The organism is Nocardia aegles (genome assembly GCF_052545135.1).
Map to the genome: position 1 here is coordinate 36,792 of NZ_JBQWRI010000017.1, position 18,655 is coordinate 55,446.

The following is an 18,655-nucleotide window of genomic DNA, read 5'->3' on the forward strand; positions in this document are numbered from 1 at the left end:
GTGCTCATCCGGGTGATGTGTACAGACCGCCGACGCACGTCAGCCAGAACCACGCCGGTGTGTCACAGCCTTAGTCCGGTCAATAGGTGAGGCGGTCGAGTCGGCCCGTGCTGTCTGTGATCCCTGCAACTGCCCTTGCGCCCCTTCCTGCACATGACATCCGCCGCACCCGGTGGGTGTCGCGTCGTATCCGCCTGTCCCAGAGAGGAATACACCGTCATGTCGATCGCCTCGTGTGTGCGTCACGCCGAGTTGGGAGACCTCGTGGGTCTGCTCAACGATCAGCAGGCCGCCAAACTCGACGTCCTGGCCCCCGCGTCGGCGCTGCGCGCCTGCGACGGGCTGTTGCAGCTGTCGGGGGTGGAGCCGGTCCTCGACGACCGCGGCGTCACCCCTGTCGATGGCCTGTATCGGCCGACCGGTGCCGCGGATTCGCATCTGGGGTCGAAGCTGAAGATCCCCGCCGGGTACCTCAAGTCGCTGCGGGAGATCCAGCGCACCGATCTCTACGACGCCAACGTCAACGGCCTGCTGCACGGCACGACCGATCCGCGCCTGCCCGGCGGGCCGGACGAGCGCTCGTTCCTGCTGCGCCTGTTCACCTCCTCCACGCCCGGTGAGCCGGGGGTGTTGCGGGCGGTGCTGTCGGACCGCTACGGCATCATCGACAACCTCGACGTGCTCACCGCCGTCCTCGACGGTATCCGCCTGGCCGACACCGACGTCACGGTGCGCTCGTGTGATCTGTCGGAGTCCTCGATGCACTGCAAGGTGTATTCGCCGAAGATCCGCACCCTCGCGCCGACGTTCCTGGAGAACTATCGGACCCCGTTCGCCAACCCCGACCTCGAGGCCGAGCGCCGTCGTGTGGCCGGGCAGATCGAGACCGGCCGCCGCCTGGCCGCGCGGGAAGGCCGCGGCTACCGGCCCGGTTCGGAGCCGGTGGTGTTCGCCGGGTTGCGGTTCTCCAACTCCGAGATCGGCCACCACGCGGTCACGTTGAAACCGGAACTGGTGGTGCAGATCTGCGGCAACGGGCTCACGCTGCCGTTGTTCGCGTTCACCAAACGCCACGTCGGGGACCGCCTCGAAATCGGCGGCACCCGCTCCTGGTCGACCGACACCCAGCGTAAACGGCTCGCGGTTATCACCGCCGAGACCCGCGACAAGGTCTCGGAGTGGATGTCGCCGCAGTTCCTGACCGCCCGGGTCGAAGAACTCGAGCGCCACGCCGGGACCCCGGTGACCCAGCCCGACCGCACCCTCGAGGTCGTGTCGAAGAAGCTCGGGTTCACCGAGGACGAGCGCTCGGGGATTCTGTCGCACTTCATCGCCGGGGGACAGCTCACCGCCGCCGGGATCGCCAACGCGGTCACCAGCTACTCCCAGACCATCGGTGACCCCGACCGCGCCGACGACCTCGACGACCTCGCCCTCACCGCGATGACCCTCGTCTGACCGCACCCGAGGACCACTCTCCCGCTCGATATCCCTGCCCCTGCTTTTCCGAAGGAGTTACGCCCATGGCCGAAACCGTTGTTCTGACCCGTACCGAATTCGACACCGCCGAGCACTTCGGCGCCGCCGGCGCGGTGACCGCGCTGGGCCCCGACACCGTGGACCGCTGGCGCGAGCAGTACCCGGACTGGAAAGCCAAGCACTGGGGCTACACCGACCCCGAATCCCCGCACGGCGCCCGGTACCTGCGCCCGATCAACGTCGCCCCCCGCCCCAAGAAGTAGCACCCCTGTCCCGACCGCCCGCACGCGGTCGGAAGCAACATCGGCAGGCGCGGGACCGCTGGCCGTTCCGGTGTCCCCCGATCTCGCCACCGGCCACGCGGTCACCGACATCGCGCGGCGACCGCGATCTCGTGTTGCTTCGCGCCGACAGAACCCCTCCGAACCCTGGAAGGACATCTGCCCATGACGAAGAAGAAGCGAGAACTGCGACTGCCCGCGGGTTTCGACGCTGTCGAGGACATCCTCGGCCTCGACGCCGAAGGCTGTGTCATCATCAGATTCGCCACTCACCACACGGCGGTGCTGACACCGTGCTGTCACGCCAGCGGCAAGGGCAGCGCCGATTCGATCTCCGGGGTCGTGTGCCGCGCCTGCTACCGCGACGTGCACCACAAACACGGCGGCATCGATGCCGAGATCGCCATCGCCCGCGACGACCTCGACATCGTCATCGACGGCGACCCCCCGAACCTCACCAGGCCCGCGGGCGCGTAGCCCCCGCTTTCGCCCCATCCATCGAAGTCCCGTCCCACGAGGCAGGGACCAGCCAGTCCAAAGCTGGCCGGTCCCTGCCTCTTTCACGATAGGAGCCCATCTCGATGCCCACCGACACCGACACGCCCACCACCGACACCGACATCGCCGAGCATGCCCCCGCCGTCGACCCGGCACCCGGTCCCGCCCCCACCGACACCGAACACCGCGGCTCGGACCCCGGCGAAGCCGACACCGACGAGGCACCCGGGTCCCTCGACCGGTTGTGCACCGGCCCGACCGTGAATCCCGCCCTGCTCGAGATCGACAAGAACGTGCGCGAGACCTTCCAGCTCGAGGACCACCCGGAAGTCACCGAGTCGATCCGCGAACACGGTGTCCGGGACCCGATCCTGGTGATCCGGATGCCCGACGGCCGTCTGGTGGTGCGCGACGGGCAGGTCCGAACCCTGACCGCGCTGGCCTACGAACTGCCCGAGGTGCCGGTCTACATCCGCGATTTCGACCCGAGCGTGGACACCAACGAGGCCGAGATCGAGCGCATCACCGAACAGATCACCCTCAACGACCGCCGCATCCCGCTCACCAACAGCGACCGCGCCGCCGGGATCGCGGCGATGCTCGACCTCGGCGCCTCGGTCACCCGCGTCGCGAAGGCGTTGCAGACCAAACGCGACGAGGTCAAACTCGTCGGCAAGGTCGGTACCTCGCCCACCGCGCGCACTCTGATCGACGACGACCAGTACGACCTGACCCACGCCGCGGTCATCGCCGAATACGAGAACGTCGGCGACCTCGACGCCGTACGGCGGCTGCTCAACGTCCGCAGCGGGGTGTTCGACTACGAGGCCAACCGGATCGCCGCCGATCGCGCCGAACGCCGCGCCTACCTCGCCGACGCCCTCCCGTATGCCCAGGCCGGGCTCGGGATCCTCACCGACTACCCCGACCTCGATGACGCCGAGATGGGACTGTTGTGCGCGGGCGAACTCGTCGACGCGGACGGCAACGCCGTCGAATTCGAGCACATCCGAGCCCACCCCGCAGCGTGGCTGGCGTGGTTCGAGATCGCCGAGGAACAGGTGTGGGTCGAAATCGAGTCCGGCCATATCGTCGACCCCGACACCGTGGACTGGGATACCCGCGATCAGCCCGACGCCGACCCCGCCGAGGGGTTGCGCCACGCGCGCGAAGTCGAGCAGCGCGACCAGCTGCTGTGCGAGTACTTCCTACCCCGCGACCTGTTGGATGCGACAGGATTGCGCGAACGCGTCGACACCGAGCCCGACAACGCAGACGACGCCGACACCGCTGCCGGTGAGGTCGGTGACGCCGATGAGGGCGAGCACCTCGGCGAGCGCGGTACCCGTTTCGGTCAGGTCGATCAGGAGCAGGTCGCCGCGGATCGGCGCGCCGCCGCCGAAGCAGCAGCCGAAGCCGCGGCGCAGGCGGCCGAGATCGAGCGGGCAGCGCGGCGGCGGGTCCGCGAGCTCAACAAGCTCGGTCTGGCCGCCAAGGCGACCCGTATCGAGTTCGTCACCCGGCTGCTGGCCCGCAAGACCCCGCCCACCCAAGCCGCGTTGTTCATGACCCGGTCCCTGCTGGCCGATCCCGGACTGACCGGCGAGTACCACGCATTCGACTCCGCGCTCAAGCTGCTGGGCATCGAGGGCTACCGGTCCCGCCTCGACATTCTCGCCACCCTCGACACCACCAAACCCGCCCGCGCCCAGGTCATCGCGCTCGCGCTGGTGCTGGGTGGCTACGAGCACCGCGCCGACAAGGACCTGTGGCGCTACACCGAATCCGCCGTACGCCGCTACCTGAGCTTCCTGCGCGAACTCGGCTACCCGCTGGTCCCGGTCGAACTCGCCGCCCTCGGCGAGATCAAGGCCGTCGACATCGACATCGACAACCCCACCGCCACCGGCGAACCCGGCGACACCGGGGCCGATGGCGTCGTCGATCTCGACGCGGACGAGGAGACCGAGGCCGACGAGCAGGACCTGCCCGACGCGGCCTGACCGTCTCGGCATCCCCGCGGTCCCGGCCTTCTCCGTCCTTCTCCGAAGGAGTCAGTTGTGCGCACCCCCGACGAACCCGCCATCGAAGCCCTGGCCCGCACCGACGACAACGGCTATCGCGCCCGCAGCCTGTGCCTGGTCGACGCCCAGCCCGCCGACATCACCGTCACCGTCGAGGCCGACGGCGGCTTCCGCGCCACCGTGCGCGTGTTCGACCAGATGAGCTTGTCCTGGCATCTACTGCTGCGCGCCGACCATCTCGACTACCCGCGCCTGCCCGCCGACCCCGACCCGCCTGCCACCCTCGAGGCGGTCTGTGCACGCGTGCGCGAGCTCCACGCCACCGCGGTGTGGATCGCCCGCACCGCCCGCCACGTGGGACCGCGGTGGTGACCGCCACGTCGGCGCAGACCGATGTCGTGGACCTGCGGGCATTCGCTCTCGACATCGCGGCACGCGGGTGGCCGGTGTTCCCGATCCGGCCCGGCACGAAGAAGCCGCCGGTGTTCAAACGCTGGCCCGACCATGCCAGCACCGACCCCGTCCGAATTCAGCGGTGGTGGGATCAGGACCCGGCCCGCAACGTGGCGATCGCGACCGGCCCGGCGGGGTTGTGCGTGATCGACCTCGACCCCCGCCATATGAGCCCGCCCGCCACCGGATTCGCCGAGGCCCTGACCCGGCTCGCCGCACGCCTGACCGCACCGGCGCCGGTGACGTGGACGGTGGCGACCCCGCACGGCTGGCATCTCTACTACCGGGCCCCGCAGACGCCGCGGTTACCGTGCAGCATCGGCCGTCTCGGAGACGGGATCGACACCCGCGGGCACGGCGGCTACGTCATCGCGCCCGGATCACGGACCCGCCACGGCGCCTACATCGTCGCCGCTGATCACCCCGTCGCCGACCTACCGACCGAGCTCGTCGTTCTGCTCACCCCGCCACCACCCGCGCCCGCGATTCGGTTCTGCGCGGGTGCGACGCATCCCGACGCCTACCTCGCGGCCATCCTGGCCGGGGAAGCCCACCGCGTTGCCAGCGCACGAGTCCATCTGCGCAACCACACCCTGTTCCGTGCGGCGCTGGTGCTGGGACGGTTGGTGGCCGCCGACGAACTCAGCGAACACCACGCCCGCGCCATCCTCACCGACGCTGCCGCGGGCCACATCGGTGTCGAGGGATTCACCGCCGCCGAAGCCGAGCGCACCGTCAGCAACGGATTCCGCTACAGCCGCGCTCGCCCCCGACGGCTACGCCACTAGACCCCGCTCTCGGATCAGGAGCCCCTTCACTGTGCCCGAATATCACCTCCGCTGGGAGATCGACGTGACCGCCGAGGATCCCGTCTCGGCCGCGTTCGCGGCGTTCGATCTGTTCCGCGCGCCCGACTCGACAGCCACCATGTTCGACGTCACCGACCCCGCCGGTGACAGCTACCGCGTCGACCTCGACGATGAGGTGATCACCCCACACCCGATCAGCAGACCCGCGCGCCCGCGACCGGGCGCGGGGTGTCCGACCCGGGCACTGCCCGCGACGGTGCGGCGGCGGGCTGCGGCCTGGTGCGCCAAGGTGTCCACCGTCTTCCAGCAGTACGAGTGATCAATCATCCCGAGTTCCGCCGCACCTCGCACCCGTCCGCATCCTGGGGCGAGCGAAACACCCTCCGGGTGCGTGCGCGCCCGATCCCCCGCCGCAGGCCACTGCTGTCTGCCGCGGCGGCAGCACAACCAGGCGGCCTATTCGAGCCGAGACCCGACCCGCCACGACAGACCCCGGCGAACCGCACCCGCCATCCGCGTCCCCGAAGGAGATGAAAACCTATGCCCGACACCACCGAGCCCTCCCCCGATCCCGCCGGCCGCGAGACACCCTCGGCCCCTGGCCTGACCGGGCAGAACCACCCGGCGGTGGTGCGTGTCGATGATCCCGGGCAATTGATTGTCGCGGTGCCCGCGATGCTCGGGTTCACACCGCAGCGGTCCCTCGTGGTCGCTGTGCTGCGGGATGTGCCGCCACCGGCGCGCGGTCCGGTCATCGAGGCGGTGCTGCGCTTCGATCTGGACCCCGACAGCACGCGTCAGCGTGGTCTGGGCGCGATGTACGCGCAGCGCGTGACACGGATCTGCGCCACGGCCAGGGCCTCGCAAGTGCTCGCGGTGATCGTCGATGACCGGGTCCGCCAACCGCGACCCACCCGCGGACCCGCCGCAGTGAGCCCCGGGCCGTGGGAGGCGCTCATCGCGGCGTTCGCCCACGGGCTCGCACAGCGGGAGGTGTTCCTCACCCGCGCGTGGGCCGTGCCCGCGATCGCAGCGCAGCAGCGCTGGTGCAGCCTGCTGGGCGCGGATCGTCGTGGGGTGCTGCCGGATCCGGCGGCGTCGATGGTGACGGTGGCGCATGTGCTCGACGGGCGCCCGATCCGCGGCGCGCGCTCGGAGCTGACCGATCTGGTCGCCCCCGATCACGAGGTGACCGCGCAGGTGACGGCACTTCTCGACCGCGCCCACGCGCTCGCACGACAACGCTACGAGACCGCGGCCCGGTGCGGTGATCGCGACGGATATCACCGGCGGGCACTCGAACTCGTGTTGTGGAGGATCGCCGACACCGACTCCGGTGCCGCGCTCACCGCCGGGGTATGCGCGCAACTGGCTGCCGCGCTGCGTGACCGGACCATCCGCGATGCCCTGTTCGCTCTCGCCGTCGGTGAATACGCCGCCGCCGCGGAAAACCTGTGGGCCGCACTCACGCGGGCATTACCGGGCAGCGACCGTGCTGAGGCCGCAGTTCTTCTCGCCTACAGTGCCTACCTGCGCGGTGACGGACCGCTGGCAGGCATCGCCCTGGACGCCGCCCTCGACGCCGACCCCGCACACGCCATGGCGAACCTGCTGGACACAGCGCTGCGCACCGGAATGCGCCCCGAAACCCTGCGCCGACTCGCCCGTAGCGGCCTGCGGATCGCCGCCGACCTCGGCATCGACCTCGGTCCGGCCATCGGATGAACCGGGAGATCCCTGCACAACACCGCGCACCGCGTGGCGAGCGATAACGCCGCCGACTTCGCGGCCTGAACCCGACCGAACCGGCCCGCACTCGATGAGGACCGGATCGGACCCCAGCCACACCGGATCCTCGGCATCCGGCGCGCTCCCCGATCCCACCCGAATGAACAACCCGCCACACCGGGTCCGGTGCACGGGCATGTCTCCGACCAGCCGACCCGGCACCCGGTCACCCACCACTATCGAGGAGCACTGTCATGAACACCGTCGCCACGGTCTCCGATACGCGGCTGCGGGCGTGGGCGATCCTGGCCCGCGCCGCACTCAGTCACACCGCTGCCACCGCTGCCCGCGCGCACGCGGCCACCCGGTCAGCCCCGACGATCGAGGAAGCCGTCGAGCAGATCGCGCCACTTGCGGCCGGACCCGGATCACGGACCTCGGTCGCCGAACTCGCCGCCCGCGACCTCGACCGCGCCGCACAGGTCGGGGCGTGGCTACTCACCCGCGACGACCCCTCGTGGACCGGGCTGAGATTCGACGATCTCGACTCCCCCGACGGCCGGAACCTGGACGCGCCGGTGGCGGTCTGGGTGCGCGGCACCCTCGACCCCGTCCCGGGCGGGACCCGGGTCGGTGTCATCGGCACGCGGGCGATCTCACCGCGCGGTACCCGCATCACCACCCAGATCGCGGGCGCGTTGGCCGAACGTGGTGTGCACATGGTCAGCGGCGGCGCCTACGGTGTTGACGTCCTCGCCCACCAGGCCGCACTCGACCACGCCGCACCGACCACGATCGTGTCCGCGGCCGGGATCGACCGGGTGTATCCCACCCCACACGCACACCTCTTCACCGAGGTCGCCGAGACCGGGGCGATCATGTCGGAATACCCCCCAGGTGAGGGGATCGACCGTGCGCGGCTGCTGGCTCGCAATCGCCTCATCGCGGCGATGTCGCGGCAACTGGTGATCCCCGAGGCCGGACTGCGCTCGGGCACCCTGTCCACCGCACGCTGGGCACGCCGCCTGCACCGCCCCGTGCTCGCCGTCCCCGGCCCTACCGCGACCTCGCGGGGCTGCCATCAACTCATCGGCGACGGCCACGCCCGCCCCATCGACTCCGTCACCGACGTCCTCACCGCGCTCGAGGAAACCGCCGAACCCCAACCCCGCCACCAGCGCGGCGCCCAGCCACGCACCGACACCCACCACCGGCTCGGTGGCGCACCCGCCCGCTGACCCCGCACAAGGCCGGGGACGACTGGTTCACGCGCAGTCATCGGTCCACGCGTTCGTCTGTCCCTGTTGATCATCGAACTTCGAGGAGAACTGTTATGGCCGGAGACACCGTCATCACCGTGATAGGGAACCTGACCGCCGACGTCGAAATCCGCTACACACCCGCAGGTATCGCGGTCGCGAACTTCACCGTCGCCTCCACCCCGCGACATCTCGACCGCACCACCAACCAATGGAAGGACAGCGAAGCACTGTTCCTGCGGTGCAGCCTCTGGCGCGAGGCCGCCGAGAACGCCGCCGAATCGCTCACCCGCGGAGCGCGTGTCCTCGTGTCCGGGCGTCTCAAGCAGCGCAGCTACCAGACCCGCGAGGGCGAGAAACGCACCGTCGTAGAGCTCGAGGTCGACGAACTCGGTGCCTCGCTGCGCTACGCCACCGCCAAGGTCACCAAACGAAACGCCAACCACACCACCACGAACAACGACAGCAGTGACCGCTCCGGTGAGCTCGTCGGCGCCGCCACCGGCAACCAGACCAGCGACGACGATCCCTGGGCCACCACCGGCAGCGGATTCGGCGGAGGGTTCGCCGGCGAGGAGCCCTCGTTCTAGACACCCGTCCCGCGCGACTCCAACCTCCGCGCGCCCGCGCCAGTGGCCTCATCGCAAGCGGCGGGGTGTGAGTGGATATCGGACAGGTCCACCACCGCGTGAACAATCCCGAGAACCCGACCGACACCCGCGACCAGGGCGACTGAGAGCCGACCTCCGGCCTCGACAACCTCGACCTGAAGTCGGGTAATCCCCCAAGGATGTGTCACACCCGCACGGTGACACCGCATCCCACCCGCTCGGCCGAGGCGGTGTGGCCTCGCGCAGAGTGCTGAGTGCGTGAGCGGACGGGGGTTGCGGTCGGTGAGAGCTGGGCGTCTGGCCGTCTGCCCCGCCTTTCTGAGTGCTACCAGGGCGTGATCCCGCCACGGCTGCGGGCCCACGCCCGACCGTCACCGAATTCGCCCGGCGCCCCGCATGTCCGGCACCCGTCGGCCGGGTGGTTGTGCGCAGCGAATTCGGCGCCGCCCGCATCGGCGCGTTCCCTCCACCGTGTCGGGCTCCCACCCTGGTCGGCCGCACTCAGGCGGGTCAGACGACCAGCCGCCCAGCCCCGTGCCGGGGATACGTACGCGTGCGTGCGTCCGGCACGGGGCCGAGCTGTTTCCAGACGACAGAACAGGAACCGTGATGACCGCAACGCTCAACGCACCCGAAACCACCGACTCTGTCACCGAACCCGTTGAGACCGTGTCCCCGTTCACTGCCGCGCTCGCAGAGATCGAATACCTCCTCGACACCGATCCCAACGCCGCGCGCGAACGCTTCACCGCCGTGCTTGCTCTCGCCTCCCCGGCCGAGCGCGCCTTCCTCGATCGCGCCGCCGAGATGCTGACCCGCTCCCCATGGAAGACCGCGGCGCGTCAGCTCGGATGGATGGCCAAGTCCCGCCCCGAACTGCGGTCGCTGATCATCGACCACACCGCGGACGGTGATCCCGGACTGTACCGGCCCGAGCTCCCCCAGCCCTCCGAGACCTCTATCGAGGCGGCCGAATGGGTGCGTCGCTCCATCCGCGACCGCCGCTACCGCGACCGCGACACCGCCACCCCCACCGCGGCGACCGACGCCGCCCGCTACCAGCCCGACAAGATCGCCGCCCGCCGCGCCCGTATCCCCGCCCCCACCCTCGGCGTGGTGAGCCTGCGTCATCGCGAGCGTGACCTGGCGGTGGCCGAACGCCGCCACCGGGAATACGCGGGCTACGCTGCGCACCGGTTGTACGCGATCGACACCGCCGTCGACGACGACCGCACCCCGCCGGTGCCCGAACCCAGGAAGAAGGCCGCGCAGCTGTGGGCGCACGTGCAAGCCGAGTTGTGGGACCGCTCCTACTTCCTGCACATCGCGGAGTGCTACACCGAAGCCGACCGCCATCTCCTCGCCCCCGAGCTGCCCGAACGCCACATCGCCCACGAGCGCCGTCACACCGGTCTCGAGGACGCGGCACGGGAGTTCCTGCGCGAGCACAACACCGAGTCCGAGCCCTCGGCGCGGGCGCGCAGCGCGCGTGCCCGCCGCACCCGCCCGCAGCTGCCGCCGCGGATCACTCCGGCCGACCAGTCCCGCTTCGCCGCCCGCCGCACCGGGATCCCGGTCCCCAGCGACCGCGACGAATACCTGCCCTACAGCGAACTCGACCTCCGGGAATCCACCTGGCAAGGCTCAGGATTGGATTACGACCTCGCGGCGATGACCCCGTATCTCGGGTGGCCATGCGTCGGCTGCTGGATCGACCGACCCGCCCGCGACCGCCGCCCCCTCCACACCCGCCACGGGATGGTGGTCAGCGACGACGGGCTCTGCGACGTCTGCCGCGCCGACGGCCACCCCGGCATCCCCGCGCTGCCCGCCGGATTCGGGATGCAAACCTTCGTCGCATCACGGTGCGCCTGGATCGCCGCCGCTCATCCTGTCCAGGTGCGGGCGTTGCTGAATCGGGTGCGGGCCGCCGCCGCGAACACCGGACCGACCTGGCGGTTGATCACCCGGTGGATGGCGAGCAACCTCGACCAGCCCGAACGCGCACCCCGCCCCGCCGCCGCGCGACGGCCGCGCCGGGGCGGGCCCGCGCTCGGGGCCGGGCAGCGCATCGGACGCTGCGACGCCTGCGCACTCAACGGCATCCTGCACGCCGACAACTACTGCACCGACTGCCGCATCGACCTCGGACTCGTCCCCACCCGCACCGCGGCGGTGGCCTGACCCACCCCCGGGCGGCCTGATCCCCTTGTTCGCCGGTCCGCCGCAGTGTCCACACGCCTGCGGCGGACCGGTCACCAACCGCCCGAGCCGACAGGAGCACGAGCGTGCATCGACGCCCGAACCGAACCCGCCGCGCCCTGCGTGCCCTACGCGACGCCGTGTTCGCACCCCGCCCGACCCTGGTCCGGGTGCGGGTCTACCTCAACACCGACCCCGCCGCCCTACTCACCGGATACCGGCCCGGCGCACCCGTCGCGCTGGCCTACGCCTTCGTGCTGCGCGTCGACCCGGCCCTCGACACCGACGAGGTTCTGCTCGAGCGTGTCTTCGCCGCATTCAACGACCACCCCGAACACGACGACTACGCCCACACCGACGCCTGGTACGCCAAGCGACTCCGGTCCCTGTCGGTCGGCGACCTCGTCGGACTCGACGACCGCTACTACACGTGCCAGTCCCTCGGCTGGACGCCGATTCCCGCCCCGCCGGGCTGAGCCCACCTCCACACCGCCGCTGCTGCCCCGTCGGCGGTGCTCGGACCCTTCACCCAGCAGCGCCCCGAGCCGACCCACAACCGAAAGGAACCGCTCAGCCACGACCGACCACCCACCGCCCACCGAGCCCGCGCACCTCGCCCTCACCGAGCTGCACCAGATCCTGGCGGCCGGTCGTGGTGTCGATGCGCGCTGCCAGCGGACACGGGCACCTGATCGAGTGGGTACGCCGCCACTGCCTGTTCGTACCCATCGACCGCACCAGCGGCTGGGGCAACCCCTACGTCATCGGACGCGACGGCAACCGCGACGACGTACTCGCCGCTCACGCCCGGCACCTCGCCGACCTCCTCGCCCGCCTCCGCCGCCGCGAACTCGCCCACCGGGTCCTCGGCTGGTACGCACCCACATCGTGCCACGGCCACACCCTCGCCGCTCTCACCCTCGAACACGACCTCGACCCCCTCGCGGCACTTCGGACCCGACCGCCCCGACCAGCGTGACCCGCCCGCAGGCAGCCGACAACTCCGACCCCAGCAGGGGCCGGATCAACCGCTCCAGTCCCTACCTCCTCCAGCCCCATTCACCTCCACTCCGCCCCCACCCCACTTCTCATCCGTCCCCTGCCATCCCCAACCCCAACTCGACCATCCACCTCCCACCATCCACACCCTTCACCTCCTTCATCCACATCCATTTTCTCAAGCACACCTCTTGCATCTAGGATAACAATTTGATAACGACCAGGGCGAACGCTGGATTCGACTAAAAATAGGTCAAATTCAACCCTGGCGATAATTGTGTTGCCGGCGCTTGATAGATGTATGACCGCGACCATTCATAAAGTCGTGGCAGGCAATGGCTATCAGTATTATCTGCGTAACGTCGCCGCCCACGATGCCAGCTCACGGGGCCGTGACAGCTTGGCCGACTACTACTCCGCACACGGGGAAGCACCCGGTGTCTGGCACGGCGCCGGTTTGGCTGCGCTCGGCGTCGTCGACGGCGCGGAAGTCAACGAAGAGCAGATGAAATCCCTGTTCGGGCTGGGGCGCCACCCGAACGCGGAGCAGGTCGAAGCCGAGGTCTACGACGAGCAGATCAGCCTCGGCGCCAAGCACAAAGATGCGGCACGCGCGGCCGATAAGGCGTCGCGTTTAGGCAATCCGTATCGGGTTTACGCTGAGATTTCCGAGTTCCGAAAACGATGCGCGAAAGAGTTCGATCAATACAACATCGTGCACGGAGCAGACTCTCACGACGCCATTCCGGATGCAGAACGAGCGCGAATTCGCACCCATATCGCGTTCGATATGTTCAGCGAAGACTATGGGCGCGCGCCCTGTGATGCGCGGGAGTTGTCGGGGTGGGTGGCCAAGAAATCGCGGCCGAACACGACCGCGGTCGCGGGTTTCGACATCACGTTCTCACCCGTCAAATCGGTGTCGGCGTTGTGGGCGGTCGCGCCGCGGGCGGCCGCGGACAAGATCGAACTCGCACATCAACGTGCGGTGCGCGACGCTTTGAGGTGGCTCGAACAGCACGCAATCTTCACCCGGGTGGGCCGCAACGGTGTGCGCCAGGTCGACGTCGACGGCATCGTCGCGGCGTGTTTCACCCACCGCGACTCCCGTGCCGGGGATCCTGACCTGCACACGCACGTGCTGATCGCCAACCGGGTGCGCACCCTGGATGGGAAGTGGCGCACCCTGGACGGGGCCGCGATCTACCAGGCCGTGGTCACGGTGTCGGAGATCTACAACACCCGGCTCGAGCACCACATGGAAGATCTGGTGGGCGTGGAATTCGCCGAACGCCCGGCGGGCGATCCCGCCAAACGCCCGATCCGCGAGATCGTCGGCGTCCCGGCACGCTTGATCGAAGCGTGGTCGCGGCGGGAAACAGCGATCAAGGCGCGGGTGGGTGAGCTTGCGGCGGACTTCCAGCAACGGTTCGGGCGCGAACCGATCCCGGTGGAGATGTACGGGTTGGCGCAACGCGCCACCTTGGAAACCCGCCCGGCCAAACACCAGCTGCGGTCGCTGGCCGAACAACGCGCCAACTGGCGGACCCAATCGTTAACCCTGCTCGGCCGCGAATCAGTGGTCCAGATGGTTGCAGCGGTGCTGAATCCGCAGCAGACACCGCGGGTTGCGGTGTCGAGCGAGTGGATCGCCCGCACCGCCGAACGGGTTATTGACGTGGTCGGCGAGCACCGCTCGACGTGGCGGCCCAACAATGTGCGTGCCGAAGTCGAACGGCAGATTCGCGGACACATCCGCGAGCAGGAGTGGGAGGACGTCACCGATGCGGTGGTCGCTGAGGCACTTTCGCCGACGCACTCGATCGCGCGTGGCGATCCCGACGTGGCGGATGCGCCCGAACTGGGTGAGGCGCCGCAACTGTGGCGCCGCGGTGACGGAACCAGCGTGTACATCGCGGCGAATTCACAGCTGCACAGCTCGAAACGCGTTCTGTCGGTCGAACACGCGTTGGTCGAGCTGTCGGTGCAGTCAGGCGCCCGACAGCTCTCGCCGGAAATCGTCGCGGATGCTGTGCGCGCCTACAACGCCGCGCACCCGGATCGGCCGTTGAATGCCGGGCAGATCAGCGTGGTCGAAGGGTTCGCCACCTCCAGTCTGCAAGTCCACACTGCCAACGCCCCCGCCGGAACCGGGAAAACCACCGCCATGCGGGTGCTCACCGACGCCTGGCACACCAGCGGCGGACAGGTCCTCGGTTTGGCGCCCACTGCCGCGGCGGCCGCGGAACTCGGCACCTCCATCGGCGCGCGCGTGGAGACAGTCGACAAACTGCTCGACGTTCTGTCCCGCCACACTCCGCACCCGGATAGCCCCGATTTGGATCGGGATGCGCCGCCCGCGTTGCCGGAATGGGTGTTGCAGATCGACGCCGGCACGCTGGTGATCGTCGACGAGCACATTAAAATCGGCAACAACAAACGCCTTCGACTACTCCAGTTCGTGACCGCACGAGGCGCGACGGTGCGGTGCATCGGTGACGATCACCAACTGCCCGCGATCGAAGCCGGTGGCGCCGACGCCGACATACATGCCGCCGCCCCCGACCAAACCTTGACCCTGACCCACGTGGTGCGGTTCGCCTCCTCGGCGGAAGCGACTGCGAGTTTGCAGTTGCGTGAGGGCGATCCGGCGGCGCTGGGCTGGTATCTGGACAACGAACGGATACACGGCGGCCATCACGGCTCGACTCAAGACGACGCCTTCACCGCGTGGAGGAACGACCACCTTGCCGGGCGCGTGGCGATCATGCTGGCCGCCAACCATGAGGTCGTCACCGCGTTGAACGCCCGCGCCCGCGCCGACCGGCTCGCCCGCGCGGGCAGCACCATGGAGGCGGAATGCGCACTTGCCGACGGGCTCGCCGCATCGGTGGGTGACACGATTCGCACCCGCCGCAACAACCGGCGCCTGCGCGTCGGTGCCCACGATTGGGTCCGCAACGGCGACACCTGGACGGTCACCGCCGTCCACGACGACGGCAGTATCACCGCAAAACGCCTGCGCTCCGGCGGCGAGAAAGCGGCGGCAAGTGTGCGGTTGCCCGCCGAGTATGTGTCCACCTATGTGCGGTTGGGGTATGCGGCGACGATCGATTCCGCGCAAGGAATCACCGCCGGTGCATGTCATGTCGCGCTCACGGGAGGTGAGTCACGGCAACAGTTGTATGTCGCGATGACCCGTGGTGTGCACGCCAACCACGCCTACATTCCCACCGCGTTGGACGGTTCCGAAGGCTCGTTTTGGAGCGAACCGGCGGTGTTTCCGCGGACCGCGGTGGAAGGGTTGGTGCGCATTCTCGGCCGGGACGGCGCGCAGAAGTCCGCGCACACACAACTGCGCGACGCACTCGATCCCCACACCCGCATCGGGCGCGCAGTCGACATCTACCTCGACGCCATCGGTGTTGCCGCCGAAGCAGCTCTCGGCCCGGACGGGCTCGGACGCATCGATCAAGCGGCTGAAGCGGTGCGCACGCACCTCACCGACAGCCCCGCCTACCCCGTGCTACGCCAACACCTGGCCACCATCGCCCTGTCCGGGCGCGACCCGGTCGCCGCCCTACACACCGCCGCAGGCGCGCGGGAGCTCGACACCGCCGACGACGTTGCCGCCGTCTTGGACTGGCGCCTGGATCCGACTGGCGCCCACTCCGCCGGCACCGGACCTCTGCCGTGGGCGCACGGTATCCCCCGCGGCCTGCGCGACGACCTGGACTCCACCCAACTCACCGCCCGCGCCCGCATCGTGGGCGACCTCGCCGCACAGATCCGCACCGACGCCCAGGCCTGGACCCCGAGCACCGCACCACACTGGGCGCGGCCCCTCATCGGCGCCAACCCCGACCTGCTCGGCGAGCTCGCAGTCTGGCGCGCGGCACTGCACGTCGACGACCGAGACATCCGCCCCACCGGACCACGCCGCTACACCACACTCGAATGCGAACACCAGCAACTGCTCAACGCGCGGGTCACCGACGCGATCGGTGACATCCACCGACCGGCCAATCGATGGGCTCAGACCCTCGAACGCCTCGACGCCCGGGTCGTGGCGGACCCGTATTGGCCGGTCCTCGCCGACAAAATCGACGTCGCCGCCCGCGCCGGACTCGACATCGGAACCCTTCTCACCGACGCCGCCGCACAACGGCCGCTCCCCGACGAGATGCCCGCCGCCGCATTGTGGTCACGCCTGGAACTGGAACCCTCCGCCCTCGACACCACCACCGGCCACCGCAACATGCGCCCGGACTGGACTACCGATCTGCACGCCGTCCTCGGCGATGACACCGGCGAGCGCGTCATCACCGACCCCGCGTGGCCGCGCGTGGTCGCCGCGATCGACCGCGCCACCGCCACCGGCTGGACACCACACCAAATCCTCTCCACCGCCTACGAACTACTGCTCAGCGCCCAACCCGACAACGCCATCGGATTGCGCCCGGACCAGCTCGCCAACGCCCTGGCCTGGCGCATCGACGCCCTCCTCCACCACACCCCGGCCCCAACCAACGACACCGCCAGCAGCCACGAACCCCACCCCACGCCCATGCGCGAACCCACAAATCGGCCCTTCCCTCAACCCCATCCTGACCTCGGACACGCACGAAACGACAGCACACGCTCCACGTCCGAAACTGCACCACCTCCCATCCCCGAGCCGACACCCGGCAACACACCTGGGACCGAGCTTCCCGAACGCGTGCGCGCGGTAGCGCAATTGGTGCACACCGGCCAGATCACCGCCGCGGCCGAAATGCTCGCTGACCTCACCGATATCGCCACCGACGAACAGCGCGCCATCCTCGCCGATATCGTAGAGACGCTCTACCGCAACAGTTTCCCCGTCGCCCGCGCACGGCTGCGCTGGGCCGGCGAACGCTACCCCCAGCATCGCGCACTCATCGAAGCCTGCACACCAGACACCGACCCACACGTTCACCACCCCGGCACCACCCGCACCACACCGGCCTATCAGCGCGAGCGACGCCACGAAGTAGCCCGCGATCGCCACGAACACATCAACCCTGCTGAGCGCCGCGCACCGCTCCCCGACGCACAGATCGTTGCCCGCCGCGCCGAGCAGGACTATGTCGATACCCGTGCCGAGGTCGACGACCAGCCCTACGACCACATCATTCCCGACGGCGTCGTGCATCACTACTACCGTGAGGCGCTACCCGACGACCGCTCGAAGTACGACACGCTGGATTACGACCTCGCCGCCGTCGCGAACACCCGCGGGCTCGGCTGCGTGGCCTGCGGTCTGGAACGCACCCGCACCGACGCCACCCCTGTACCACCGCGCCGCGCCGACGATGGGCTCTGCGGGGAATGCCGCGACAACCACGTGCCCGGCATTCCCGACCACGACCCCACCGACCCCATCACCGCCCGCTGCAACCACATCAGCGCCACCTACCCGGCGCCGGCCGCCCTCGCAATGCTGCGCCGCGACTGGCGCGCCACCCCCAACCCAGCCCATCGCGCCGCGATCGAAGCCTGGATCCACGACCACCCACTACTCCACTACGCCCAGCAACCACGCCCCGAAGGCGCCGGCACTGCTGACCCAGCCGCCGACAATCCGCTGTTCGGACTCACCGACGCCCAACTTCATGAGCGCATCGACCAGCTCCACCAGAGTCTCGCACTCGCCGACACCGACGACTTCCTCTACAACCCAGCCCAGCACAAGCCCCACCACGACCACGACACCGACGAACGCATCCGCCGCCACGCCGCAGCCCGACACGCCATCCACAGCGCCCGCACCGCCGACCGACAACTCCACACCGCCGCGAAAGCCTTCCACGCCGTCGCGACCGAACTCGCCGACGCACGCGCCGCCCTCGAAGCCACACCCGGCTACCGCCGCAGCCAACGACGTACACTCCAAACCCGCATCGACACCCTCGTCGGCGAACAAGCCGCACGCAGCCGCGACCACAGCACCGCACGCGCCGCCGCTCGTGAGGCCAACCGAGAGGCCGTCCTGCTCGCTGGGACCGCGAATAATTGGGACCACCTACTATGCACCGACCCCGACCCCGACCCCGTCCCCGTCCCCAACCATCGACACACAGGCACGCGCGCCGAGTCTCACGACGAGGTCCCGACGCAGACCGCCGACATCATCCGACAACTCGACCAGGCCCGCGCCGAACAGCAGCGACGGCGTACTCTTAGTCCGGCTCAGATCGGCCGAGAACAAGAAGTCCGACGGCACACCGCCCTCAACGACGGCAGCCAGCAGATCACCAACCAGTACGCCGAGCCGTCCTATCGGCAGCT

The 18,655-nt window shown here is 69.3% G+C and carries 14 protein-coding genes; all 14 read left to right on the forward strand.

Annotated elements, in window-relative coordinates; all coding sequences use genetic code 11:
• The first annotated feature begins 219 nt into the window (after positions 1-219).
• Entirely contained in the window at positions 220-1,458 is a 1,239-nt protein-coding gene (locus ACT89H_RS28380) for a hypothetical protein (RefSeq protein WP_445111737.1), read from the forward strand.
• A gap of 65 nt (positions 1,459-1,523) precedes the next feature.
• A complete protein-coding gene (locus ACT89H_RS28385) occupies positions 1,524-1,742 on the forward strand; it encodes a hypothetical protein (RefSeq protein WP_043735712.1) in 219 nt (72 codons plus the stop codon).
• Positions 1,743-1,925: 183 nt separating this feature from the next.
• Entirely contained in the window at positions 1,926-2,237 is a 312-nt protein-coding gene (locus ACT89H_RS28390; RefSeq protein ID WP_445111738.1) for a hypothetical protein, read from the forward strand.
• A gap of 104 nt (positions 2,238-2,341) precedes the next feature.
• Positions 2,342-4,261 carry a ParB/RepB/Spo0J family partition protein gene (locus ACT89H_RS28395; protein WP_445111739.1) on the forward strand — a complete coding sequence of 640 codons (1,920 nt, stop codon included), beginning with the start codon at positions 2,342-2,344 and terminating at the stop codon, positions 4,259-4,261.
• A 57-nt stretch (positions 4,262-4,318) separates the two neighbouring features.
• Complete coding sequence (locus ACT89H_RS28400) at positions 4,319-4,654, forward strand: hypothetical protein (protein ID WP_356967972.1); 336 nt, start codon at positions 4,319-4,321, stop codon at positions 4,652-4,654.
• The gene (locus tag ACT89H_RS28405; protein ID WP_445111740.1) at positions 4,651-5,523 is read left to right on the forward strand and encodes a bifunctional DNA primase/polymerase; all 873 of its coding nucleotides are present in this window, start codon (positions 4,651-4,653) and stop codon (positions 5,521-5,523) included. The genes ACT89H_RS28400 and ACT89H_RS28405 overlap by 4 nt, the downstream gene beginning before the upstream one ends.
• 31 nt (positions 5,524-5,554) lie before the next feature.
• On the forward strand, positions 5,555-5,863 hold the full coding sequence (locus tag ACT89H_RS28410) for a hypothetical protein (RefSeq protein ID WP_445111741.1): 309 nt from the start codon (positions 5,555-5,557) through the stop codon (positions 5,861-5,863).
• A gap of 221 nt (positions 5,864-6,084) precedes the next feature.
• The gene (locus ACT89H_RS28415) at positions 6,085-7,269 is read left to right on the forward strand and encodes a DUF4192 domain-containing protein (RefSeq protein WP_445111742.1); all 1,185 of its coding nucleotides are present in this window, start codon (positions 6,085-6,087) and stop codon (positions 7,267-7,269) included.
• 257 nt (positions 7,270-7,526) lie between these two features.
• Positions 7,527-8,510: a DNA-processing protein DprA gene (locus tag ACT89H_RS28420; RefSeq protein WP_445111743.1), complete on the forward strand. Its 984-nt coding sequence runs from the start codon at positions 7,527-7,529 to the stop codon at positions 8,508-8,510.
• Between the two features lie 95 nt (positions 8,511-8,605).
• The gene (locus ACT89H_RS28425; protein WP_445111744.1) at positions 8,606-9,121 is read left to right on the forward strand and encodes a single-stranded DNA-binding protein; all 516 of its coding nucleotides are present in this window, start codon (positions 8,606-8,608) and stop codon (positions 9,119-9,121) included.
• A gap of 630 nt (positions 9,122-9,751) precedes the next feature.
• Positions 9,752-11,326 (forward strand): hypothetical protein, encoded by a 1,575-nt coding sequence (locus ACT89H_RS28430; protein WP_445111745.1) that lies wholly within the window; start codon positions 9,752-9,754, stop codon positions 11,324-11,326.
• A 104-nt stretch (positions 11,327-11,430) separates the two neighbouring features.
• Positions 11,431-11,820: a hypothetical protein gene (locus tag ACT89H_RS28435; protein ID WP_445111746.1), complete on the forward strand. Its 390-nt coding sequence runs from the start codon at positions 11,431-11,433 to the stop codon at positions 11,818-11,820.
• A 185-nt stretch (positions 11,821-12,005) separates the two neighbouring features.
• On the forward strand, positions 12,006-12,323 hold the full coding sequence (locus tag ACT89H_RS28440) for a DUF4326 domain-containing protein (protein WP_445111747.1): 318 nt from the start codon (positions 12,006-12,008) through the stop codon (positions 12,321-12,323).
• Between the two features lie 321 nt (positions 12,324-12,644).
• Positions 12,645-18,655, forward strand: a 6,011-nt coding sequence (gene mobF / locus ACT89H_RS28445; RefSeq protein ID WP_445111748.1) for a MobF family relaxase, incomplete at its 3' end; no start/stop codon positions are given.